Here is a 22,581-nt window from a genome sequence, read left to right on the forward strand (position 1 = left end):
TATGAAATACATTTGCCAATGCTGTGGGGAAGAAAAGGAAGACTGGCCTGCACGAACCCTATTTCTATTCGTGCTTATCCGAAGAAGAATTAAAAAATACTGAACTCAGTTCAGATTTATGTGTCATTGAAGATTCTGAAGGTATACACAGATTTATCCGTACTGTTCTTGTACAGGAAGTCACAGATGATTGCAGAGATCTGGATTATGGAATCTGGGTTTCATTGAGTGAAAAAAGCTTTAATGAGTATGTTGAAAATTACGACAATAAAGAATTCGAAGCTGAATATTTCGGATGGCTTTCTACGTATCTTCCGGATTATGAGTTTGAGGAAAGCGTTCCTACAACAGTGATGGTAAATAATTCTATCGGCCGGCCGTTTGTTTTTCCTCATGAAAGCTATGATCATCCGTTTGTAGATGATTTTTATAATGGAATTACAAAAGAAGAAGCAGAGAATAGAATCAACAGGGTCTTAAATGGAGAATAGATGAAATCAGTTTATAAATACATCATTTTCTCTGGATTATCAATGGTTGTCCTATCCATTATAATGTTTTTTACATCTGTTGGATTATTTACAGCAAGAGGAGATTATCCTGAAATCATTATCAAACTAAGTGAGATTTCTTTTGTCCTATGGCTTCCTTTTTTAATCATGGGAATATTTTTAACCATAGTAGGAATAGTTGGTAGATTGAAAAAAAATCAATAAAAATATATACACTGAATATGAAAAAATTTGTGTCAGAAAAATTTCATATTATTCTTTTGGTACTCACTTTAGGATTTATTATATTCTGGTTAATTAGTGCTAATTTGGGAATTAATCACCTGCTCAAAAGCCCAAAATACACCATTGGAGAAGCTATATCAGATTGGCATCACAAAAATAATAATGGCGTAGGAATAGATTACAAATATGATGTTAATGGTATTACCTATTCTAAAACAGCTAATGTTTCTTATCAGAAAGGACATAAATTCCTAATTATTTTTGATTCTATAAAGCCTGATAATTCAGCTATACTTGACATCTACTCTATTGAGAACTACCTTATAGATTTAAAAGTTCCTTCAAAAGGCTGGAAATATCAGGATGTTCCCTTTAATATTGATAGTAATACCATAAAGAAATATGTGCAGGACTGGAATCCAGAACCCTTCGAATATATTCAGAAATAAAGTTGAACTCATGTAATTCAAGAGTCCAACTTCATTTTTATATGGTTATAAATTATCCAGAAACTCCAGATACATGGGAACACTTCTGCTGATCCATTCATCGGAAGAATCTCTTTCAATTCCGTAATAAACGAAAGGTTCTTTGTAGTCTGCTTTTATATAATCAAAGGTCAGTTCATAAGGTCTGAAGAGCTCTTTCATGGTGTATTTATATTCTCCGGAAGTACTGTAGCCTTCTTCATCTATTCCTGCCGTAACAGCCAATGACATTTTCTTTCCAGCCAGTTTGAAACCGCTATTGCTTCCATATGCCCAACCATACAAAACAACCTCATCCAGCCATTGTTTCAAAAGCGGCGGACTGCTGAACCAATAAAAAGGAAACTGAAATACGATCTTGTCATAAGATTCCATCAATTTTTGCTCCTGGGTCACATTAATTTTTCCATCGGGATAAGCTTCATACAATTGATGAACTGTATATTTTTCAGGATATTTTTTCAATTCGTCAATCCATTTTTTATTAATGACTGATTTTTCAATATCCGGGTGTGTTACAATTACTAAGGTCTTCATTATGTTTAAATTTCTGTTACAAAATTACAATACGTAACTTACATTTCGTACATTAGCTACCTATTGTATGGTACTATAAAAAATGTAAGTAATGACTAAAATAAAGGAAACTTCAACCAATTTTGCCAACAAAAAAGCACTTGCTGATGAGTGTCCGGAAATCTATGCCTCCAACATTATCGGAGGACAATGGGCACTGGCTATCTGCTGTTATCTGATCAATGGAAAAATGAGGTTTGGGGAGTTAAGAAAACGTCTCCAGAATATTACTGAAAGAATGCTTACACTTCAACTTCGCAGACTGGAAGAAGACAAGATCATCACCCGAACAGTATTTGCCGAAGTTCCTCCACGGGTAGAATATGAACTTACGGAAATCGGGTATAAACTGAAACCCATTATCCTGGAGTTTGAAAAATGGGGAAATGAGCATAAAGAATTGATGGAAAAAGAATAGAAGCGCATTTTTGATTAAAAATTTTCCGAAGTATTATTTTTTACGTAAATTTATTTCATACCAAATCTTTAAATAATACCTATGAAAAGTCTTATTTGTTTACTCTCTCTTACAGCATTCACTTTTTTAGGAAATCTCCTGAGTGCACAGAAAATTTCTGACGGACAGACCATCGATATTAACGGTATGGCTGTTACTTTTAATATACTCAATAAAGAAAGCGTAGAATCTGGCGGAAAATCCTACGACCGTTATAAAGTTTCTGCCTCAATAAAGAATACCTCAGACAAAACCTACAATATCAGATTATCTGCTTTTCCTCAAATTGTAAGCAATATTGGCCTTGTAGAATTAGACTGCATCAATGCAACAGGAGCCAGACTGACCTCTAAAAAAATAGAGTTAAAAATGAAGGCTCAAATGATCAATGTTACTTATTCTGCCTATGATAAATCCGGAAAATTTGTTAGCAGTACAATCCCTGTAACCGGCAGCTATTACTTTGATCCGGGAGATACCATCAGCGATAATGCTATTTTCATTGTTCCGCAGGGTGAAAAACCGGATGTTTCCGTGAGAAGTATGAAGTAAATAATCCTCTTATGAGCTTAAAGAATCTCAGTTTGTTATTTATTCAAATTTTCTTTCCATAAAGGCTTTTGAGCCAATACTTTTGAGTGAATCGGGCAGGTTTCATGATGCGCTCCTTTCAGATATCCGGTACTCATGAGAAATTCGTTCACAATTTCTCCGCCTGTGAATTTAAATGTTTTTTTGAATAACTTCATCCATTCCTGCAATGTTTTAGGATGATGATGTTCCAGCCACTTTTCAAATGAGCCAAATTCCTTCTGCAGCTCAATGATGGTTTTAGCATTTTCTATCGCAGCATTCACTTTGAGTTTATTCCTGATAATTCCAGGGTCACCAAGTAATCTTTCACGGTCTTCTTCTGTATAAGCCGCTATTTTTTGGATATCAAAATGATCATAAGCTTTTCTGAAGCTGTCTTCCTTTTTCAGAACGGTTTCCCAGCTTAATCCTGCCTGGTTGATCTCCAGAATCAATCTTCCAAACAGCTCATTATCATCATGAATAGGAAACCCATAATAGTTGTCATGGTAATTTTTGTGCAGTTCTTTCCTGCTTTCGGGCTGCATGCCTTCTATTGCTAAACAATAACTCATTAAAATATATTTTCTGTTTTAGTTAAAAATTTTTCCATCGCTTCTTTGATATCAATTCCTGTTCGATCTGCCAAAACAATCAGCCACCAGATATTTTCTGCTAATTTATGTTCTAATTCTTCCGCTGAATCTTTTTTCAGCCATGTTTTCTGATGGGACATTACATTTCTTCCTACCAATCCCGCATCGGTAAGATAAGCAAGAGCATCTTCTTCCAGAGCCCATTCTTTTCTGTTGCCTTTTATTTCCAACTGATGATATTTTTCTCTGATGTCTAAGGAGCGTTTTATGATAGTATCAAAATTATTAATGTCCATATTTTGTTGTTTTTTATTAAACTTTTAGAATGTAAAGATAAACCGGGACCGTGACAACTGTCCGTCAGTAGTGATTTTAATTTTTACATTTAATCATAATTCCATTCATTCTATCTTCTGCTCAGAGAATATTCAGTAGTTTAGAGGGCTCAAAACAACCGTCATGAAATCACTGTTTTCTATTCTTTTCATCATATGTTCAATGCTTTTTAAATCACAGAATTTATATTCTAAAGCCTATGGAAATCCGAAAAACATTCCTGTTATTTTCATTCATGGAGGTCCAAGTGGAAATGCAACTTTATTTGAGGGTACAACGGCTCAAAAACTGGCTGATAAAGGATTTTATGTAATTGTTTACGACAGACGCGGTGAAGGGCGTTCAAAAGATGAAAATGCCAGTATGACTTTTAAAGAAAGCTTTGAGGATTTAAAAGGAATTTACACCACTTATCATATCAAAAAAGCAAATATTATTGCCCATAGTTTCGGTGGAATTATTGGAACTTTATTCATTTCCCAGTTTCCTGAGAAAGTAAATACTCTTACTCTTGCCGGAGCTTTATTTACCCAGCAGGAAACCTATAATCATATTTTACAACAGGCAAAAGAACATTTTAAAACCGATCCTGACCAACTCAAAGAGATTTCAGAAATAGAAAATTTGAATAAAAATTCTGCAGCCTATAGAAAAAGATGTTATGAAATGGCCAGTAAACTAAGCTTCTTCGATATGCCCAATCCTACTCCCGAAAGTGAAACGCTGAGAAACGAATACAAAGCGGGTGAATTTTATAAAAACAATATAAGAAATCCTGATTCACCTCTTAAATTCTATAAAAATGAACCGCTGAACAACCTGGATACTACTTCTGTTTTAAAAGACATCAGAAAAAAAGGAATTCCCATTTTTGCCGTGTATGGTAAGAACGACGGAATATTTTCAGAAAAACAGCTGAATGATCTTAAAAATATCATCGGAAAGAAAAATTTCAAACTTATTGACAATTGTTCTCATTACTTATTTGTAGACCAGCAAGACGATTTTCTACAATTTAGTAAGCTTACATTAAAATAAAGTGTAGTTTTGTAACCATGCCTCATTCAGGACTCCATATGAAAACCTATAAAGCTGTCATTACGATGCTTGTATTGGTGTTTTCATTATCGCCGTGTTCTGTAAAAAGAAATGTTCTTGATATTTTTGATATTCAGTACATCAGCGGGCTGAATAAGGTAAAGATCACTTCTTCTCTTTCTTCCAGCTGTGAAACGGCATCCGCTTCTACAGGAGTTTCGATATCAAAAGCTAAAATTCAAGGGCAATACAAAGATTCTTTTTCCGGCTTTTATTCCACTGCAGGAAACACTGCTGAAAAGAAGATTTTTTTCAATAAATACTCAGGGCATTCTACAGGAAACAGCCCACCGAAATATATTCTGTTTAAAAGACTGAAGCTTAATCTGGTTTAAAATTTTTTAAGCCTAATTAAAAAATCAGTTTTTTACAATACAATATTAATTTCAATGAAACATACCTTAAACAGCCAGTCTTCGGACCTGGCCGGATTATATACTTTATCCCTCCGCATGGTGATCGGATGGACTTATTTTTCAGCTTTCTGGCGCAGACTTATCCTCGAAAATAAACTTATTCCCGATGAACAGGGATATATTGGAGAAAAATTCAATCATTTTTTACCGAATGCACTCGGAATAAAACCTATCATAGAATACCTGGTTACTCATCCTGATGCTTTACAGCGATCCATGATGATTTTTACTATTATTGAAGCCATTGTGGGATTGTTCATTATTCTTGGGTTATTCACCCGACTCATGAGTATCGGCATCTTTAGTCTTGCCCTAGGGATCCTATTGGGGTCCGGCTGGCTGGGAACAACCTGTCTTGATGAATGGCAGATAGGAGTCTTGGGAGTCGCTGGCGGATTTGTCTTGTTTCTTACGGGAAGCGGTCCTTATTCACTGGATTACTATTTCATGAAGAATAACAAAAGCTTCACACAAAAAAAATGGTTCCAATGGTTGGGTTCAGGAAGTTTCCCTGTCTCACAACCAAAAGTTTTCGTATTGGCAGGCTCGCTTATCATATTTGGTTTGACTCTGTTTACCAATCAGTATTTTCATGGAGGGGTATGGGGAACTCTGCATAATAAATCGGTAAAACCGAAACTGGAAATTTCAAATATTTCTCATAACAATTCGGATTTAAAGTTTGAAGTGTACAGAACGGAAGGGGCTGATGTTTATGGTTCATTCCTTATAGGCATCCATATTCTGGACAAAAACGGAAATATTTTAAAAGCACTGGATCATCAACAACTTTCCGGATTGTCTAAAGAAAATATCCAGAATCATTATGTTACCAAAGTAAAACCAGGAAAGCACAGCTTGGTGATTCCCTTGGGAGCAAAGGCTGATATAACTTTGGATATTGACGATATTCTTCAGAAAAGTGAAATTCATGCACTGAAACTCATAGATATCAGTGGAATTGAATGGATTGAGAGTATTAAATAGATTAAAATTCAAGGTCCCGGATTCGGGATGCGGGTTTTATGTTTTGGCTAAAGCCAATCCTTAATTTATAATGATAAAAGCGGACTAAAGTCCGCTTTTATTAATATTTTGAAATAAAAATTCATTACAATAAGATCATTAGAATCTGTAAAATGGCTTATAAAAATCCTATTTTTCTGAGACCATGATATGATAGCTGCATGAACTGTCCGGATCAAGTTTGAGTACTTTCATTTCCAGTAAAACATCCAGCCCCATAGTATCGCAAACTCCCTGTAAAAAAGGTTTTATAACTGGCCATTTCAACAGACCGGCGATCTGCAGGCTCTGCGTGATTTTATGGTAACGGTCTACTCCTTTGATCAGCAGTTCACATTGGTGGTCATTTAATTCTTTAAATTCAAAATTATATTCGGGGCTGGATGTAAAAATTGCTCCTATCAGTATTTTGGCTACAGCCGGAATACCAGGCTGTAGATTAGGTTTTGTTTCAAGGTTTTTCAGTGTCATTCTTGATCCGAGATCATACATAAAAGTACTTGAAAGCTGTTCAATAGCGTCTGGTCCGTAAAGTCTGCCAATCTGTTTGAGCATGCCTCCATAAAAAGCTCCTGTAATATCTGACAAGCGCTGGGTAAGTTCTGTAAAGGTTCCGGGAAAGAAATCTGAAATAATCTGAGCCTGATTCATTTCAGGAAGATAGAGATCCTGTTTTCTGAAATCTGATAATGCCAGATAGGTTTCCGGCAAGTGTATTTGATTCATATTTAATATTTTGTAAGTATGTTGAGATCATGGTTTAGTTAAATTAATGAGACGAAAGGCAGTATTAAAAAAAACTTTCAGAAATAAGAACATTGTCTTTACTAGATATAAAAACAAAGTAAGAGACAGCGCTCAGTGAGTAATAGTAAAAACTGATATTCAGATAAAGTTCGGTACTCTAGTAGGGAATTCCCTTTTTGAAAAGGGTTTTAAGGGATGAGGGAATTTATTCATATTTTTTCATTTGTTCGCGTAAAGCTAGAAAAAATAATTAAACTCTCCAACAAGTGATATTGTTTTTTGTTTAACAAAATTAAAACTGGAAGTGATTGTATTTTATTATTCTACGGCAGAAATAACAAAAAAAAAACCTTCGAAAATATCGAAGGTTTTTAATTAAAATTTAGTGCATGGCTTCACTCAAATCTATTTTTTCTTTGCTCTTTCTTTCTTTTACGAGTAAGATAAACGGAATACATATAAGGAATACGATTCCGAGATAAAGAAATACGTCCATATAAGAGAGTACAGTGGCCTGTTTGGTTACTGATAAATCAAGCATTTTATAAGCGGCATTCATTGCGGCATCCGGAGTCATTCCTTTTGCTACAAAATTTGCTTTAAGAGCAGCTAGTCTCTGCTGAACTTCAAAGCTATTTTCGTCCAGGTGAGAAATCAGATTATTTCTGTATTTCTGACCGGCATTAGCAATAAAGGTTGTAATCGCTGCAATCCCGAAAGATCCACCAAGCTGTCTCATCATTCCGGTAAAGGCTGCTCCCTGACCAATTTCCTGTCCTTTCAATGTACTTAATGATAAAGAGGTAATTGGAATAAACAATAGTCCTAAACCTGCTCCCCTTACAATCAGCATCCAGAAGAATGCATCTTTACTGGTATCCGGGGTCAGAATTTTATATCCCCAGAAACTATAGACAAAGAAGATAAACAATCCTAAAGAAACCAGGATCTGCTGTTTTGCTCCTTTTGCCAGTAATCTACCAATAATAGGCATCATAAAGGCCGTTGTTAAAGCTGCCGGAATCATCAAAGCCCCCGACTGAAGAGCTGTCCATCCTAAAATACTCTGGGTATACAGAGGAACAATAAACGTGGAACCGTAAAGCCCAAATCCAAGCACGAATGACATCATAGTCCCGATTCTTAGATTACTATTTTTAAGTACCCTGAGCTCAACGATCGGGTATTTAAAGGTAAGTTCCCGCCAGAGGAATAATATAAATCCTAAGACACCCGCTACTGTAAATGCTACAATCATTCCACTGGCAAACCAGTCTTCTTCATGACCTCTCTCAAGAATGAACTGTAATGAGCCTACCGTCACTGCTAATAAAGCAATACCCAGCCAGTCAACATCCGAAACTTTACGTTTTTCTGCATATTTCGGACTTTTTACAAACTGCAGCGTCATTAAAGTTGCAGCAATTCCAATCGGAATATTAATATAGAAAATATATGGCCAGCTGAAGTTATCAACGATATACCCCCCAAGAGGCGGACCTAATGTAGGGCCGATAATTACTCCCAGACCATAAATAGCCTGAGCCATACTTCTTTTTTCAATCGGATAAGATTCCGTAATGATCGTTTGTGAAGTTACCAATAAGGCTCCCCCACCGATTCCCTGCATCAATCTGAAGAACACGAGTTCCCAGATATTGGTCGCATTTCCACATAAAAATGAAAATATGGTAAATATAATGATGGATGCCGCAAAGTAATTTCTACGTCCAAACTGCTGGGAAAGCCAGCTCGTCATTGGTACTATAATTACGTTACCAATGGCATAAGCCGTAATTACCCATCCCACTTCTGAAAGTGTAGATCCAAGATTCCCCTTCATTTCATTCAAGGCAACATTGACAATCGTGGAGTCTACAATTTCAAGAAGGGCACAAAGTATAGCCGTAATCGTAATGATTACTCTCCGCGCTCCATATTCTACTAATGAATCTTGCATAAGTTTTTATGATGTAAAAAATCAATGGTAAATTTTGCTTCGCAAGTGAATCGTGAATTGTAAAGCAGTCTATTTTAAACTGACTACCAGGCTAATTCACTATTGACAACGAAGTTCATTGACTTTCAACAATTTTAAATGTTATTTCAAAGCAACTTCTGCTTTCACGTTCATTCCTGTTCTTAATCTTTTTGAAATATTTTTGTCAAGATTTACAAAATCGATTTTTATAGGAAGTCTCTGAACTACTTTTACGAAGTTACCACTCGCATTATCCGGAGGAAGAATAGAGAATGTAGCTCCTGTAGCCGGAGAGAATGAGCTTACCACTCCTTCAAACTCCTGATCAGGGAAAGCATCAATCTCGATTTTCACTTTCTGTCCTTCTACCATTTTATCTACCTGCGTTTCCTTAAAGTTGGCCACCACCCATTTCTGGTCGTTTTTTACCAAAGCAAACAACTGTGATCCTGCCTGCAGATACTGACCTGCCTGTGTAGACACTTTCCCTACATGGCCGTCTTCAGGGGCAAGGATTACAGTATATGATAAGTTTAATTTTGCATTTTCTACATCTACTTCTCTTTGTTTAGCAACAGATCCGGCAACACTTATTTGTTGTGAACTTGCAGCCGTCTGAGAAGAAGCAATATGGGTTTGCTGAGCAATTTGATTTCTCTGATCAACTAAAACCTGTAACTGTCTGTCTGCAGATTGTTTTGCTGCTAAAGCCTGTTCATATTGCTGTTCTGTAATAGAATGGTCTTTTACAAGATTGGCATATCTCTTCAAATCCTGAGAAGTTTTCCAAACATTTACTTTTGCTGCTTCTATCTGAGCATTAGCAGTTACTACTGCTGCCTCTGAAGAACCTATATTTTTTGAAGTAGCCGTTGTGGTAGCTTCTGCATTTGAAATATTACTTCTAGCTGTAGATAATGCTGCCTGAGCCTGTTCAAGGGCCATTTTCTGATCTCTGTTATCCAAAATCACCAACGTATCTCCTTTCTTTACAAACTGGTTGTCTTTTACTTTTACCTGTGCAACATATCCTGAGATTTTAGAAATCACCGGTGACATATTAGAAGTGATCTGAGCATCGTCAGTTTCTTCATGATACTGTCCGTAAGTGAAGGCTTTGTAACCATAGATTCCTCCTCCGATTACTACTGCTGCTAAAATGATAGGAAAAACTAAACTTTTTTTCTTTTTAGGTTCAAGTACCTCTGTATTATTATTTTCCATTTTGGTTTCGATCTGATTATTTAATTGTTAAAGTTCCTGTTGTCTGTAATAGTTTTCTGTATGCCAGTGCAGCATCTGCCTTAGCATTGATCACCCCAACGTTGGCAGCAATCTGAGCCGCGTCTGCATCCAGTAATTCTGTCATTGTTGCAAGACCGTTATCGTATTTGTTTTTTGTAATTCTGTAATTTTCATTAGCCTGCTCAGCAGATTTTTCGAAAACAACAATTCTCTTTTTTGAATAGTCTGTATTCTGATATTCTCTGTTGACATCAAGTTTAATGTTGTCATTCAATAATTCATCCGTAGCTGCAAGCTGTTTTTCTCTCGCCTGCGACTGTCTTAATGAAGAATTTTCTTTCCATAAGTTGGATAAGTTATAAGAAACTCCAATTCCTACATTGATTGCATTGTAAACGGTAAGAAACTTAGGAATATCTGCGGCTACATAACCTCCCGTAAATGCGATAGAAGGAAGATTTTCTGCTTTTGCAGCTTTTGAACCTAATTCTGCAGCTTTTCTCTGTTGTACTAAAGCCTGTAAATCTTTACGGTTTTCTCTGGCTTCAGTCACATAAAAATCAACCGGCTTCACGTCTGAACCTTCTTCAATATAGTTCTGATCAATTTCTAGTTCTGTAGTTTCAGGAATACCTAATAACAGATCCATATTGATATTGGCGATATTGTAGTTGTTCTTCGCTTCCAACAGTTGAAGTTCGATATTCGAAGTCTGAAGATTTGCTTTTAATCTATCGTTTCTTGCGATCAAACCATTATTTTCCATTTTAAGGAATGTTTCATCTCTTTTTTGAGAAGCAGCAAGATTTTCTTCAAAAACTTTGATAGACTGATTGGCTTTAAATAAGTTGTTATAAGCCTGCGCAACATTATAAGCAATTGCAATTTTATCGTTCTCAGTGCTTAATTTAGATGCTTCCACTAAATATTTAGCCGACTGAATACCATATTTGATTCTTCCCCCGCTGTAGATGGGTACGCTAAGATTAGCGGATCCGTAAAGCACCTGATGTACTTCCGGACCGCCTGCTCCGCCTGAAAGACCTGGAATTTTGATATCAACATTTGGTTTTATCGGAAGATACATATAGCTACCTGATACTTTCAATTCTGGTAACTGCCTGTTTTTAGCTTCCAAAAGATCAGCTGTAGCCTCTTCGATCTTGGCTGCATCGATCTTGAGATTCTTGCTGTTCTGGATTCCCAGCTGTACGGCTTCGTCAAGAGAAAGTGTTTTTTTCTCCTGAGCATTTGCATTTGCTATTCCTACGAATAGTGATAATGCAATCACTGAGTTATTTATTCTCTTCATAACCTAAAAGGTCTTTTAGTAAATATTTTATATGTTTATTAAGTTCTGTATAGTATTTTTCATCAAAAGTTTCCTCATCTTCTGTTTCATTCAGGAACTCTTTATACATTTCTTTAGCATTGAATGCATAAAATAAGGTTCCGCTTACGGTGGAATGAAGGAGATAAATAGGTGGATTTTTGGTGAAAATTCCATTTTTAAGACCGCTTTCCAATATTTGTGAGTACATAGAAAGGAATCCCATTTTGGTTTGTTTCAAAAATTCTACAATCTGAGGATTCTTGGTATATACCTGCTCTCTCTGCATAATCCTGTAAAAGCATTTTTGAGTTCTTATCTTGTTAGAAAACTGATCAATTACTTTTTCAATCTTCTGCCATTCATTCATATCAGTTCTTTCTAAAATATCTTTTGAAAAAAACTGACCTTCAGTCATCCTGTATTCCACTAATTTCTCATAAAGTTTTTCCTTAGAGCCAAAATAATATGAGATCATAGAGATATTTACATTAGCCTCCTTTGCTATTTCCCGGGTGGAAGTCCCTTCGAATCCCTTTTCTGCAAAAAGCTTCTCGGCAGCGAATAATATATTTTCTTCTTTTGAAATCATGCTAGTGTTCATTTTTCAAGGCGCAAATTTACACAAGTTTTCATTCAAATCAAACGATTGATTGATTTTTTAATATAGATTTAATGTATTAGAAACAAAAGACGATTTCTATAATATGTTGTAAGAACGATAGGAAATCGTTTGTATAAGGAAATAAACCGTAATTATTTTGATATTTATTTAACAATCCGAAAATGAATCAAAAAAATTGAATCATTTGTTATTTCAAAAATGGTGAATCATGAAAAAATATAAACAATAAACTCCGGTAGATACCGGAGTTTATTTTATGTGCTTTTGTGAATATATCTTGATAGTTTTATTCCCAGATCGGTCCATACAATTTTAGGATTTCCGTTTCGGGTCAGATGCAGATCGGCTGTATTGATTTCTTCTAAAATATTTTCAATATTGGCCCCACTGATAAATTTTGAAAACCCTGTCCAGTTGAATCCATTCACATTGATCTTTTTATATACCAGATTTTCGGATTGATAATTCTGAAGCAATGCTAATCTGAAGATTTCAGAACAATAGTTCAGGAAGTTTTTCTGTTTTTCTCTGTTCCACCCTGCAATTTCCCTTGCCCAAACAATAATACTTCTCAGGTATTCTGGTTTCTTTTTTACCATAAAAGCGTCTCTCACCCACTGTACAAAGAGCTTTTCAAATTCATTGGTTTTATCTCCGGAATTCAGCAGTTTTATAGCATCATTAAGATTTCCCTGCGCTTCATGAACAATTTCTCTCACTTTTTCTTCTGAAACAGGAAAGTTCTTTTTCAGATGGTTTTCAATATCTTCATCATGTATTCTCGGGATTTCTACAATCTGCGTTCTGGAAAGAATGGTAGGAAGAATATCATTGGAGCTTTCTGCGGTAAGAAGAATGACCGTTTTTGCAGGGGGTTCTTCTAAAAATTTCAAAAATTTGTTTGAAGCCGCGATATTCATTTTATCAGCTCTCCAGACAATGAGAATTTTGGTTCCTCCTTCAAAACTTTTCAAAGAAAACTTTTGATTCTGGTCATCAACTTCATCTGCTGAAATAAACAGTTGTTTGTTTTCTGATTCTAAAAAAGCAGTCCAGTCATCATAACTTGCATAAGGAGAAGCCATGATCATTTCTCTGAATTCATCAAATTTATTCTTGCTTAAAGAATTTTTATTGTCAGTAAAAACAGGAAAGCTGAAATGCAAATCCAGATGATTGAGGTGTTCTACTTTCGCTGCAGCATGTTCATTTTCACGATTTAGAATCTCTTTTGCATAAGCCAAAACCATAGGTAGTGTTCCGTATCCCTCTTTTCCTACAAAAAGTTGGGCATGGCTCACTCTGTTTTCGGCAATGCTTTCTCTAAGAAGTTTTTTCAGATTCGTCTGTCCGGCGATGTTCTCCCAATTCATGTTTCAAAGATAAAAAATCTTATTTCAATTTATAAAATTAAGTCTGCTTAAAATGCATAAAACTACATATTACAAATTTCAAATGCGTATCATGCTGTTCTATTATAGGAAATATCAATAATAAGATTAGAATAAAACTTAAAATTAAATTTTACACAATTTAATTTTAAGCAATAAATTTGTTGAGTGAAATTTTTTGTAAATTCATTACCATTTCACATCATTTTCAAATAGTAAAAAATCATATACCAATGGATATAAACCTGGAACAAAAAATTAAAGGAATATTTCAACAGCAGAAAACCTTTTTCAGAACCAATCAGACTAAAGATATTGAATTCAGAAAAACACAATTAAGAAAATTCCGTGAAGTTTTTTTACAACATACGGATGATCTTTGTGAAGCCCTATCTATTGATCTGGGGAAAAGTAGAAAGGAAGCAGAATACGTGGAAATTCAAATTGTCATCAGTGAACTGGATTATTTTCTGGAGAATATTGATGAGTGGGCAAAACCTACTCCTGTCCCATCAAAACCGCATCCATCCGGAGCAGAAGTAGTGAGCAAAGTAATGTATGAACCTTATGGTGTCACTTATATTATTGGTCCCTTCAACTACCCTGTTCAGCTTACATTCAGTCCGCTTATTGGTGCTTTGGTTGCCGGAAATACAGCAATTCTAAAGCCATCTGAAAACACACCTCATGTTGCTAAAGTTCTTGAAGATATTGTAAAAGAGTCTTTTGATGAATCTTATGTAGCAGTCATTCAGGGAGCCATTGAAGAGAATACTTTATTATTAAGTCTTCCTTTTGATTATATTTTCTTTACAGGAAGTCCGAATGTTGGAAAAATTGTGATGAAAGCGGCTGCAGAGCAATTAATTCCTCTGGCTTTGGAGCTTGGAGGTAAATCACCCACTATTGTTCATAAAGATGCAGATTTGGATAAAGCAGTAGCAAGGATATCTTACGGAAAGTGGATTAACTGCGGGCAAACATGTGTTGCTCCAGACTATATTTATATCCACGAATCTATAAAAGATGCCTTTATTGAGAAGTTTAAAGCTCATTTAAATACTACTTATGAAGGTCAGTCACTAGGGAAAATTGGGAAAATTGTAAGTCAAAATCAGATCAAACATCTGGCAGGTTATTTGGACGCAGCTCCTGAAAAAGTAATTTATGGAGGCGGCTATGATCTGGAAACCCGCCATTTTGAAGCTACTTTAATGGATAATATCACCTGGGATGATCAGGTGATGCAACAGGAAATCTTCGGTCCTATCCTTCCTATTATGACCTATACTGACATTAATGAGGCTTTGGAAGAGATCAACAACCGTCCGAAACCACTGGCATTGTATGTTTTCACAGAAAATCAGGAATTTGCAGATTATGTTTTACATCATACTACAAGCGGAGATGCTGAAATCAACAGTACAATTATCCATGTAGGTTCACATTATTTGCCTTTTGGAGGTGTGGGAACTTCAGGAATGGGTAAATATCATGGTAAATTCAGCTTTGAAAGCTTTAGCCACAGCCGTTCGGTATTACAGGTAAAATAATATTAGAAATAATATCTTAGTATAAACGAAGGCTGTTCAATATAGGACAGCCTTTTTTATATAACAGAATTGATATTTTAACTGATGAAAATTTGCATTTTTCTTTTAAAGAAAGCCCCTTAACAAACTTTAACCACATATAATTTTTACAATTCATTAATATTTAAGATATTTGCGCATTGTTTTAAAAATAAAGAATGAAAAAAATCTTTGTAGTATCATTCATATCAGTTGGATATTTTCTGAATGCACAGAGTCTAAGCAACTCACCTTATGCAACGTATGGAATTGGAGATGTGAAATATGATAATACGATCGAGACTACTTCTATGGGAGGTATATCAACTGCTTTTATAAGTGATTTCACCAGTAGTTTCAATTTTGCCAACCCGGCAAACAACGCCAATTTCGAACTTACGAGTATCAGATTGGAAGCTACCAATGAAAACAATTATTTCAAATCGAACTATAACGATATGAAATCTACAAAGCATTCTACGTATCTTTCTAATATTTCGTTGGCATTTCCACTATCTCCAAAAGTAAAAATGGGGATCTCTTATCAGCCATACAGTTCTAAAAGTTACGATATCGTAAATGAACAATTGGCTGCAGACGGAACTCCTATGTACAAAAATAACTTTAAAGGAAGTGGAACGTTGAACGCTGCACAGGTTGCTGTTTCTTATAAAATTAATCAGGAACTTTCTGTAGGGGCAAGAGCAAACCTTTATTTTGGAGACCTTAATGATCTTAATGAATTCCGTGCTTATAATACTGCTACAGGCAGTTATGCAGGTGAATATGTTAATGGTTATCAAACTAAAAACAGAGTCAGAAACTTTAACTTTACGCTGGGTACAAGTTACCAGACTTTAAATACCCGTACTGATAAGAAATTCACCTTAGGAGCTACTGCCACTTTTGGTAATACCAGCAATATGACGACTGAGTACGTGAACAGTACTTACAGATATTCTGATGTTCAGGAAACCAATAAAGTATATGAAACAATCATAGACCAGCAGGAAACAAAATCTAAAAACCTTCTTCCATTCCAGGCATCCGTAGGGGTTGGATATGGAAGTGAAAACCATTGGTTCCTATCAGGACAGGTGGATTATAAAAAAGGAGAAGACATCGCTTATTTTGGTAAAACTTTCGATTTCCAGGATACTTACAGAGTTTCTGCCGGTGGATGGTATCTTCCTAACTACAATAACTTCAGAAACTATTTCTCAAGAGTAATCTACAGATATGGAGCTTTCTATGAAAGAGGAAATCTGAAACTGGAAGGGACAAGCATCAACAAATTCGGTATTTCTGCCGGGGTAATGCTTCCATTCAAAACAAGTAGCATCACAAGAATGAGTGGTCTTGAAATAGGACTGGAAGTAGGTAAAAGAGGAACTCTTAAAAATAACCTGATCAACCAGAACTTCGTCAACCTGAAAATCGGCTTTAACTTTGCTGATAAATGGTTCAGAAAGACTCTTTATAACTAGAATGAATTTTTCAAAAAAAATATCATATAAAAATATAGCATGCCTTTTTAGTTGTGCTATATTTTTTATATTGACATCCTGTGAAGAGGATCTTACCAAAAGAAACGGCAGCAAAAGCAAAAATTTCCCTTCGCAAATCATCAACAACGCAAATATTATACAGCGTGATTCCGGGTTCATCATGATGAAGGCTAAGGCTCCTATTATAGAAAAATATGAGCTTATTGACAGTCCTTATACTGTAGCTAGAAAAGGAATTGATATTGAGTTTTTTGACAAGAAGAAGCCCAAAACTCCTGGCACCATTAAAGCAAAATATGCTAAGTTCTATGACTATAAAAAGTTTTACGAAGCCAAGGGTGATGTAAGGATAAAGACCAATGAAGGGCAGAGATTTGCAATGCAGAGTATTTATTGGGATCAAAAAAAGAACAGAATCTATACTAAAGATACGGTATATGTTACCATGGAAGACGGCTCTACTCTGGTAGGTGCCAATGGGATGACTGCAAAAGATGACTTTTCAGAATATACTTTCTATAACAACTCAGGAGATTTCAGTTCAAAAAGAATTTCTGAGAATAAAAAATAAATCCAAAAACAATGAAAGCTCTGGCTATTGGACTCATGTCTGGGACAAGTCTGGACGGTTTGGATATCTGTCTTGCTGAATTTGAAAAACAAGACCAATGGACCTTTCAGATCCTGAAAGCTGAGACAATTCCCTATTCTGAGGATTGGGAAAACAAACTTAGAAACTCTATCCACCTTTCTGCTGAAGACTTACTGGAACTGCACTCAGATTATGGTTTTTATCTCGGTCAGCAGGTGAAAGAATTTATTCATAAACATCAGCTTGAAAACATAAGCCTGATAGCATCTCACGGCCATACAGTTTTCCATCAGCCTAAGCGAAAATTTACCCTTCAGATAGGGGATGGCAGAGCGATCAAACTTGAAACCGGATTACCCGTTATCTATGATTTCAGAAGCCAGGATGTCCTGATGAAAGGAAATGGAGCTCCGCTGGTTCCCATAGGTGATGAATTGCTCTTTTCAAAGTACAGCGCCTGTTTAAATCTTGGTGGATTTTCCAATATTTCTTTACAGTCAGACGGAAAAAGAATCGCTTTCGATATAGCTCCGGTTAATATTGTATTGAATCATCTGGCACAGCACATCAATAAAAGTTTTGATGAAAACGGAGAGCTTGCTCAAAAGGGAAAAATAAATGAAACTTTACTGAACGATCTTAATGCTTTAGATTTTTATCAGCATTCACACCCAAAATCTTTGGGAATAGAATGGTGTCATGAGCATATATTTCCGGCTCTAAAAAATATTGAAGTCTTAGATGCACTGGCGACTTTTACAGAACACACCGCTCAGCAGATTGCCAATATTATCAATAAAAACAATATAAAGGACATCCTCATCACTGGAGGAGGCGCTTACAATTCATTTTTAATTGAAAAAATAAGATCAAAAACACATGCTGAAGTGATCATTCCTAAAAAAGAAATCATCGATTATAAGGAAGCTCTGATCTTCGCTTTTATGGGAGTTTTAAAAATAAATAATGAAATAAATGTCCTTTCTTCTGCTACAGGAAGCTCCTATGACCACTGTTCAGGAGTCATAGCATAAGAAGAAACATCACATCAAAATAAAAAAACCTTCAAAATGAAGGTTTTTTTATTATTTATAGGCTTCGATTTTATCGGTAAGCGTATTGATAAAGTTCTGTAATGGTTTTTCTACCATCATTTTGATGAATGGGTTGAATTTCCCTTCAAATAACATCTGAACTTCAGTCTGGTTATCACTGATTGGGTTTAAAGTTGCCGTTAAAGTGAAGTCCAAACTTGAACTTGCAGATCTTAAAACAGCTTTTTGGTCATCTACTTCATCTATTTTTAACGCGATTTCTGGCATTCCCTGTAATCCAAATTTAAATCCGTTATCTCTTGTTTCAAATTTTTGAAGACCATCCGGCATAAAATCTTTGTAATTTTCTGGCGATTTCAGCAACTCGGTAAGTTCTTTAGATGATTTATTGACAATAATCTTTCGTCCTTCTAAATTCATTTTTTATTTTTGTATTTAAATTCTTAACTATTACAAATGTATAAAGTTTTTGTCAACGAAAAAAAATTATTGATATCTAAGCATCCGGAAGAGCTTGAAAAAAAGCTTGGGTATGAAAATTATACAACTTTAGAGATCGCTTTGGATCTTCTGGAGAATACTTCTGTGCAGGAACTTAATGTATATGGAGAGAATTTGGATGAAATCTGGCAGGAATTCCAAAAGCTTTTCAGAATTATAGAAGCTGCAGGAGGTCTTGTGAATAATCCTGAAGGTAAAATTCTTTTTATTAAACGACTTGGTAAATGGGATCTTCCAAAGGGAAAGATGGAAAAAGGTGAATCCAGAGAAGAGTCTGCCGTAAGGGAAATAGAAGAGGAAACCGGACTGAGTGATGTTGAACTTGTAAGCTTCATCAATACCACCTACCATATCTATATTGAAAGAAATGGAGAAAAAATCCTAAAATGCACCCACTGGTTTGAAATGAACTTTGACGGAGAGGATACTTCCAAGCCACAAATAGAAGAAGGCATTACCGAGGTTGCCTGGAAAACGACATCAGAAATTGAGCAAGAAGTTTTCCCAAGTACCTTCAAAAATATTATACTGATCGTACAGGAATTCTGGGATTTAAAGATTAAATAATACCAAAACCCGGAAATTAAAAAGAGAGAACAGGTTTATTTTCTAACCTGTTCTCTCTTTCTATATTTTTGAATGTTCTGAAATCTATACAAAATCGATCAGCTTCTCAAGGGCAATTCCTCTGGAACCTTTCAACAATATATTTTCAGACTGAATTTTATTCTTCTTTAAATACTCTATCAGCACTGTTGTATTTTCAAAAGCAAGATCTGAAGGATTAACTTCTTTAAAATGTTTCCCTACAGTGATAATTTCATTAAAATTAAGATCCTGAGCCAGTTTTAAGATGTTTTGATGCTCTTTCTCACTTTCATCACCCAATTCCAGCATATCCCCGATAATAATGGTTTTACGACCTTCAAAACTGATAAAGTTATTCAATGAAGCGGTCATAGAACTTGGGTTAGCATTATAAGTATCCAGCACCAAAGTCCTGCCCTCTTTTTTCACAACCTGCGATCTCATATTGGTAGGTGTATACAATTCCAGGGCGTGTTTTATCTTTTCAAAACTGATTCCGAAGTGAAGTCCTAAACTTGCAGCTGCACAAAGATTGGTGAAATTATATTCTCCTGTCAGTTTTGAAACAGCTTTTATTCCCTGATAAGTAAATCCTACAAAATGTTCTGCTGAAAAAGATTCAAAATTATAATCTGATGTCTCTTTTCCAAAAGTAATCTTAGGTGAATAGTTTTCAGTTTTTTCGGTCTGGATAGGATCATTTTCGTTAACAAGAATGGTTCTGTTATTATTTTTAAGATAATCATAAAGCTCAGACTTCCCTTTAATCACCCCTTCAAAGCCGCCGAATCCTTCTAAATGAGCCTTCCCAAAATTGGTAATATATCCGAAATCAGGCTGAGCGATGGTACATAACAATTCAATTTCTTTTTGATGGTTAGCGCCCATTTCAATCACAGCCATTTCATGTTCTGGCTTAATGGAAAGGATTGTCAGAGGAACTCCGATGTGGTTATTCAGATTTCCAAATGTATACTGCACATTATATTTTTCTGAAAGAACAGCATGAATCAATTCTTTAGTAGTAGTTTTTCCATTGCTTCCTGTAAGCCCGATAAAAGGAATAGTAAGTTTGCTTCTGTGGTAGAGAGACAGCTGTTGTAAAAACTCAAGGGTAGACGGAACATAGAAAATATTTTTATCTCTGTTTTCGAATTCCGGAAGTTCAACAATTACTGCCAAAGCACCATCATCGATGGCTTTTTCCGCTAAGGTAGCTGCATTGAAATTCTCACCGGAAAAGGCAAAGAAAATATCATTCTCTGCTATTTTCCTACTATCAATAGTCACTTTTGCAGCCTGCAGAAATAAAGGATAAAACTGTTCTATATTCATTTGGAAATATCTATTTTTTTTAAGAAGTCACATGCAACCGCCAAATCTATACAATTGTTTTTAGACTTTTTAGCCAAAGCGATTTCATGATTCAAAAATAAAAAAACCTTCCGAAAGTTCGGAAGGTTTTTTATAAGTATTTTTTGATAAATATTATCTTCTTGTTCTACCCTTATCATTAGTTCTAGAATCCTGTGCAACACGGAATCCTACCCAACCATAAGCTCTGTTTTGATTTTTATATCTTCTTTGTCCCGGATCCAACCAATATGCTGTATCCTGCCAAGAACCTCCTTTTACAACTCTAACCTCGTTAGAAATTCCTGAAGTTCTATCTTTAGTATCTTTCTGTAATTTCACTCTACCAGTTCCATCTACAACAAAACTTGTTTTAGGAGCGTTGTACATATCGAATCCGGCAGCAGAATCAGAAGCTCTGTAATATTCTAAAGAAGATTGTCTGTCACCATCTCTGTAGTTTCTGTAATCAGCGATAGTTTGTCTTTCAAATTGTCCAGGAAGTCCTTTATAAACTAATCTTCCGTCAGCCAAAGTATCATATTTGATAGTACCTTCGTCAATCATTTTATAAGTTCCGTCACCGTTTCTTACGATAGCCTGAGGCATATTTCCTCTATAGTAGTTGAAATCGCTGTAATCTTCGTCAATGATTGGTCTGTAAACATCGGCAGTCCATTCTGAAACGTTTCCGAACATTCCGTATACACCAAGATCGTTAGATGGATATTTTCTTACATCAGAGGTCTGTGCAGAACCATCGTTCTTCCATCCTGAGATACCTGAATAGTCACCTTTACCCATTTTGAAGTTTTCAAGGAACATTCCTCTGTCTCTTCCTTTGGTACCTCTTAATCTTTCGATTTCAGGTTTTTTACCTAGGTATTGGTTGTATTCTCTGGTTTTCGCCATACCAAGAGCTGCATATTCCCATTCTACTTCGGTAGGAAGTCTGAACTTCTGTACCATTGCAGAATTTGGAGCTCTGTTAGCGGCAAGCAATCTCTGGTTTGTGGTTTTCATACCAGTTTTTTGCTGCATTCTTTTTTCATTAATATATCCTTGCATTTCAGGATCATTCGATTTGAATTTATCCATGTTAAATGCAGTCCCTCCCTGGTTGTTGGATTCGTTGATATACAAATCTTTGGCAATAACACCAGACTGCATCAAAGCTTTTTCATTCGCTCTGTCTGTCAGCCACTCACAGTATCTGTTTGCCTGAGTCCAGGAAACTCCTACCACCGGATAGTAATCAAACTCCGGAGAACGCAGATAAGTTTCATTATAATCGTTTCTTGCTAATTTGTTGTCCCATAATAAGGTATCCGGCAATGCACCGTTATAGATTTCCTTAAAACTAGGATCACTTGGTGGGAATACATACTTCAACCATGTAAGGTATTCGCGGTATTCGTAGTTAGTAATTTCTGTTTCTCCGATGAAGAATGAACTTACCTGCATTCTGCGAGGTGTGTTATTCCAATCGTGCATAACATCATCTTTCACTAATCCCATCGTAAAAGTTCCACCTTCTACATATACCATTCCAGGCCACCCCTTCTGCTTTTGTTGCTTTCCTGCAAAAAACCAACCTTGTTTTTCGTTTGGTTTCCAACCCGTTTTACTGACAAATTTTTTGGTACCGCCACCTTTGCTGGTTCCTGATCCGCCACAACTGGTTAATGCAAGTGTAGAACTTAATGCTATTAATGAAAACAACTTTAGTTTTTTCATAGTCGATATAAATATTTTCAAAGTACAAAGAAAAAATAAATTATTCAATAAATC

At 35.6% G+C, this 22,581-nt stretch carries 25 protein-coding genes; 13 read left to right on the forward strand and 12 right to left on the reverse strand.

Annotated features, from left to right (window positions below):
* The first annotated feature begins 23 nt into the window (after nucleotides 1–23).
* From AC57AW_RS19140 to AC57AW_RS19150, 3 genes are read left to right on the forward strand one after another with little or no spacing between them, the layout of a single operon-like run.
* Nucleotides 24–491, forward strand: coding sequence for a DUF2199 domain-containing protein (locus tag AC57AW_RS19140; RefSeq protein WP_496353163.1), 468 nt, complete (start codon nucleotides 24–26; stop codon nucleotides 489–491).
* Nucleotides 492–716 carry a hypothetical protein gene (locus AC57AW_RS19145; RefSeq protein WP_496353164.1) on the forward strand — a complete coding sequence of 75 codons (225 nt, stop codon included), beginning with the start codon at nucleotides 492–494 and terminating at the stop codon, nucleotides 714–716. It abuts the gene before it with no gap.
* A 17-nt stretch (nucleotides 717–733) separates the two neighbouring features.
* Nucleotides 734–1,186 carry a hypothetical protein gene (locus AC57AW_RS19150; RefSeq protein ID WP_496353165.1) on the forward strand — a complete coding sequence of 151 codons (453 nt, stop codon included), beginning with the start codon at nucleotides 734–736 and terminating at the stop codon, nucleotides 1,184–1,186.
* Nucleotides 1,187–1,231: 45 nt separating this feature from the next.
* Here the strand turns inward: AC57AW_RS19150 and AC57AW_RS19155 are convergent, their stop codons facing one another.
* Nucleotides 1,232–1,762 carry an NAD(P)H-dependent oxidoreductase gene (locus tag AC57AW_RS19155; protein ID WP_496353166.1) on the reverse strand — a complete coding sequence of 177 codons (531 nt, stop codon included), beginning with the start codon at nucleotides 1,760–1,762 and terminating at the stop codon, nucleotides 1,232–1,234.
* Between the two features lie 91 nt (nucleotides 1,763–1,853).
* Between AC57AW_RS19155 and AC57AW_RS19160 the strand changes: the two genes are divergently transcribed.
* Together AC57AW_RS19160 and AC57AW_RS19165 are read left to right on the forward strand one after the other, a co-directional pair.
* Nucleotides 1,854–2,219, forward strand: coding sequence for a winged helix-turn-helix transcriptional regulator (locus tag AC57AW_RS19160; protein WP_496353167.1), 366 nt, complete (start codon nucleotides 1,854–1,856; stop codon nucleotides 2,217–2,219).
* A gap of 81 nt (nucleotides 2,220–2,300) precedes the next feature.
* Nucleotides 2,301–2,810 (forward strand): hypothetical protein, encoded by a 510-nt coding sequence (locus AC57AW_RS19165; protein ID WP_496353168.1) that lies wholly within the window; start codon nucleotides 2,301–2,303, stop codon nucleotides 2,808–2,810.
* Between the two features lie 35 nt (nucleotides 2,811–2,845).
* Here the strand turns inward: AC57AW_RS19165 and AC57AW_RS19170 are convergent, their stop codons facing one another.
* Together AC57AW_RS19170 and AC57AW_RS19175 are read right to left on the reverse strand one after the other, a co-directional pair.
* On the reverse strand, nucleotides 2,846–3,406 hold the full coding sequence (locus AC57AW_RS19170) for a DNA-3-methyladenine glycosylase I (protein WP_496353169.1): 561 nt from the start codon (nucleotides 3,404–3,406) through the stop codon (nucleotides 2,846–2,848).
* Nucleotides 3,406–3,723, reverse strand: a complete 318-nt coding sequence (locus AC57AW_RS19175; RefSeq protein ID WP_496353170.1) for a MazG-like protein — start codon at nucleotides 3,721–3,723, stop codon at nucleotides 3,406–3,408. The genes AC57AW_RS19170 and AC57AW_RS19175 overlap by 1 nt, the downstream gene beginning before the upstream one ends.
* A 163-nt stretch (nucleotides 3,724–3,886) precedes the next feature.
* Here AC57AW_RS19175 and AC57AW_RS19180 point away from each other — a divergent pair, with 163 nt between their 5' ends.
* From AC57AW_RS19180 to AC57AW_RS19190, 3 genes are read left to right on the forward strand one after another with little or no spacing between them, the layout of a single operon-like run.
* Entirely contained in the window at nucleotides 3,887–4,801 is a 915-nt protein-coding gene (locus tag AC57AW_RS19180; protein WP_496353171.1) for an alpha/beta hydrolase, read from the forward strand.
* Nucleotides 4,802–4,839: 38 nt separating this feature from the next.
* Complete coding sequence (locus AC57AW_RS19185) at nucleotides 4,840–5,196, forward strand: hypothetical protein (RefSeq protein ID WP_496353172.1); 357 nt, start codon at nucleotides 4,840–4,842, stop codon at nucleotides 5,194–5,196.
* A 54-nt stretch (nucleotides 5,197–5,250) separates the two neighbouring features.
* Nucleotides 5,251–6,264 (forward strand): TQO small subunit DoxD, encoded by a 1,014-nt coding sequence (locus AC57AW_RS19190; protein WP_496353173.1) that lies wholly within the window; start codon nucleotides 5,251–5,253, stop codon nucleotides 6,262–6,264.
* A gap of 168 nt (nucleotides 6,265–6,432) precedes the next feature.
* On the opposite strand, the gene AC57AW_RS19195 is transcribed toward AC57AW_RS19190, so the two are convergent.
* From AC57AW_RS19195 to AC57AW_RS19220, 6 genes are all read right to left on the reverse strand, one after another.
* The gene (locus AC57AW_RS19195) at nucleotides 6,433–7,029 is read right to left on the reverse strand and encodes a hypothetical protein (RefSeq protein WP_496353174.1); all 597 of its coding nucleotides are present in this window, start codon (nucleotides 7,027–7,029) and stop codon (nucleotides 6,433–6,435) included.
* 403 nt (nucleotides 7,030–7,432) lie between these two features.
* Nucleotides 7,433–9,010: a DHA2 family efflux MFS transporter permease subunit gene (locus AC57AW_RS19200; RefSeq protein ID WP_318847071.1), complete on the reverse strand. Its 1,578-nt coding sequence runs from the start codon at nucleotides 9,008–9,010 to the stop codon at nucleotides 7,433–7,435.
* 141 nt (nucleotides 9,011–9,151) lie between these two features.
* Nucleotides 9,152–10,255, reverse strand: a complete 1,104-nt coding sequence (locus AC57AW_RS19205; protein WP_318847070.1) for an HlyD family secretion protein — start codon at nucleotides 10,253–10,255, stop codon at nucleotides 9,152–9,154.
* A gap of 16 nt (nucleotides 10,256–10,271) precedes the next feature.
* Complete coding sequence (locus AC57AW_RS19210; protein WP_496353175.1) at nucleotides 10,272–11,588, reverse strand: TolC family protein; 1,317 nt, start codon at nucleotides 11,586–11,588, stop codon at nucleotides 10,272–10,274.
* Entirely contained in the window at nucleotides 11,572–12,198 is a 627-nt protein-coding gene (locus tag AC57AW_RS19215) for a TetR/AcrR family transcriptional regulator (protein WP_318847068.1), read from the reverse strand. The genes AC57AW_RS19210 and AC57AW_RS19215 overlap by 17 nt, the downstream gene beginning before the upstream one ends.
* A gap of 287 nt (nucleotides 12,199–12,485) precedes the next feature.
* Complete coding sequence (locus tag AC57AW_RS19220; protein WP_496353176.1) at nucleotides 12,486–13,604, reverse strand: DNA polymerase III subunit; 1,119 nt, start codon at nucleotides 13,602–13,604, stop codon at nucleotides 12,486–12,488.
* Between the two features lie 251 nt (nucleotides 13,605–13,855).
* Between AC57AW_RS19220 and mdlD the strand changes: the two genes are divergently transcribed.
* From mdlD to AC57AW_RS19240, 4 genes are all read left to right on the forward strand, one after another.
* Nucleotides 13,856–15,175 carry an NAD(P)-dependent benzaldehyde dehydrogenase MdlD gene (gene mdlD / locus AC57AW_RS19225; protein WP_496353177.1) on the forward strand — a complete coding sequence of 440 codons (1,320 nt, stop codon included), beginning with the start codon at nucleotides 13,856–13,858 and terminating at the stop codon, nucleotides 15,173–15,175.
* Nucleotides 15,176–15,372: 197 nt separating this feature from the next.
* Nucleotides 15,373–16,680, forward strand: coding sequence for a BamG family beta-barrel-assembly machinery protein (gene bamG, locus AC57AW_RS19230; protein ID WP_318847065.1), 1,308 nt, complete (start codon nucleotides 15,373–15,375; stop codon nucleotides 16,678–16,680).
* A 1-nt stretch (nucleotide 16,681) separates the two neighbouring features.
* Nucleotides 16,682–17,272: an LPS export ABC transporter periplasmic protein LptC gene (gene lptC / locus AC57AW_RS19235; protein ID WP_318847064.1), complete on the forward strand. Its 591-nt coding sequence runs from the start codon at nucleotides 16,682–16,684 to the stop codon at nucleotides 17,270–17,272.
* Between the two features lie 11 nt (nucleotides 17,273–17,283).
* Nucleotides 17,284–18,327 (forward strand): anhydro-N-acetylmuramic acid kinase, encoded by a 1,044-nt coding sequence (locus tag AC57AW_RS19240; RefSeq protein WP_496353178.1) that lies wholly within the window; start codon nucleotides 17,284–17,286, stop codon nucleotides 18,325–18,327.
* Between the two features lie 51 nt (nucleotides 18,328–18,378).
* On the opposite strand, the gene AC57AW_RS19245 is transcribed toward AC57AW_RS19240, so the two are convergent.
* Nucleotides 18,379–18,768 (reverse strand): SRPBCC family protein, encoded by a 390-nt coding sequence (locus tag AC57AW_RS19245; RefSeq protein ID WP_318847062.1) that lies wholly within the window; start codon nucleotides 18,766–18,768, stop codon nucleotides 18,379–18,381.
* Between the two features lie 36 nt (nucleotides 18,769–18,804).
* Between AC57AW_RS19245 and AC57AW_RS19250 the strand changes: the two genes are divergently transcribed.
* The gene (locus AC57AW_RS19250) at nucleotides 18,805–19,416 is read left to right on the forward strand and encodes an NUDIX hydrolase (protein ID WP_318847061.1); all 612 of its coding nucleotides are present in this window, start codon (nucleotides 18,805–18,807) and stop codon (nucleotides 19,414–19,416) included.
* Nucleotides 19,417–19,500: 84 nt separating this feature from the next.
* On the opposite strand, the gene AC57AW_RS19255 is transcribed toward AC57AW_RS19250, so the two are convergent.
* Both AC57AW_RS19255 and gldJ read right to left on the reverse strand, forming a co-directional pair.
* Nucleotides 19,501–20,772 (reverse strand): UDP-N-acetylmuramoyl-tripeptide--D-alanyl-D-alanine ligase, encoded by a 1,272-nt coding sequence (locus AC57AW_RS19255; protein ID WP_496353179.1) that lies wholly within the window; start codon nucleotides 20,770–20,772, stop codon nucleotides 19,501–19,503.
* Between the two features lie 153 nt (nucleotides 20,773–20,925).
* On the reverse strand, nucleotides 20,926–22,527 hold the full coding sequence (gldJ, locus tag AC57AW_RS19260) for a gliding motility lipoprotein GldJ (RefSeq protein ID WP_318847059.1): 1,602 nt from the start codon (nucleotides 22,525–22,527) through the stop codon (nucleotides 20,926–20,928).
* Nucleotides 22,528–22,581 lie beyond the last annotated feature (54 nt).

This window comes from Chryseobacterium sp. BGA-UO-ETr-SB22 (genome assembly GCF_059567885.1).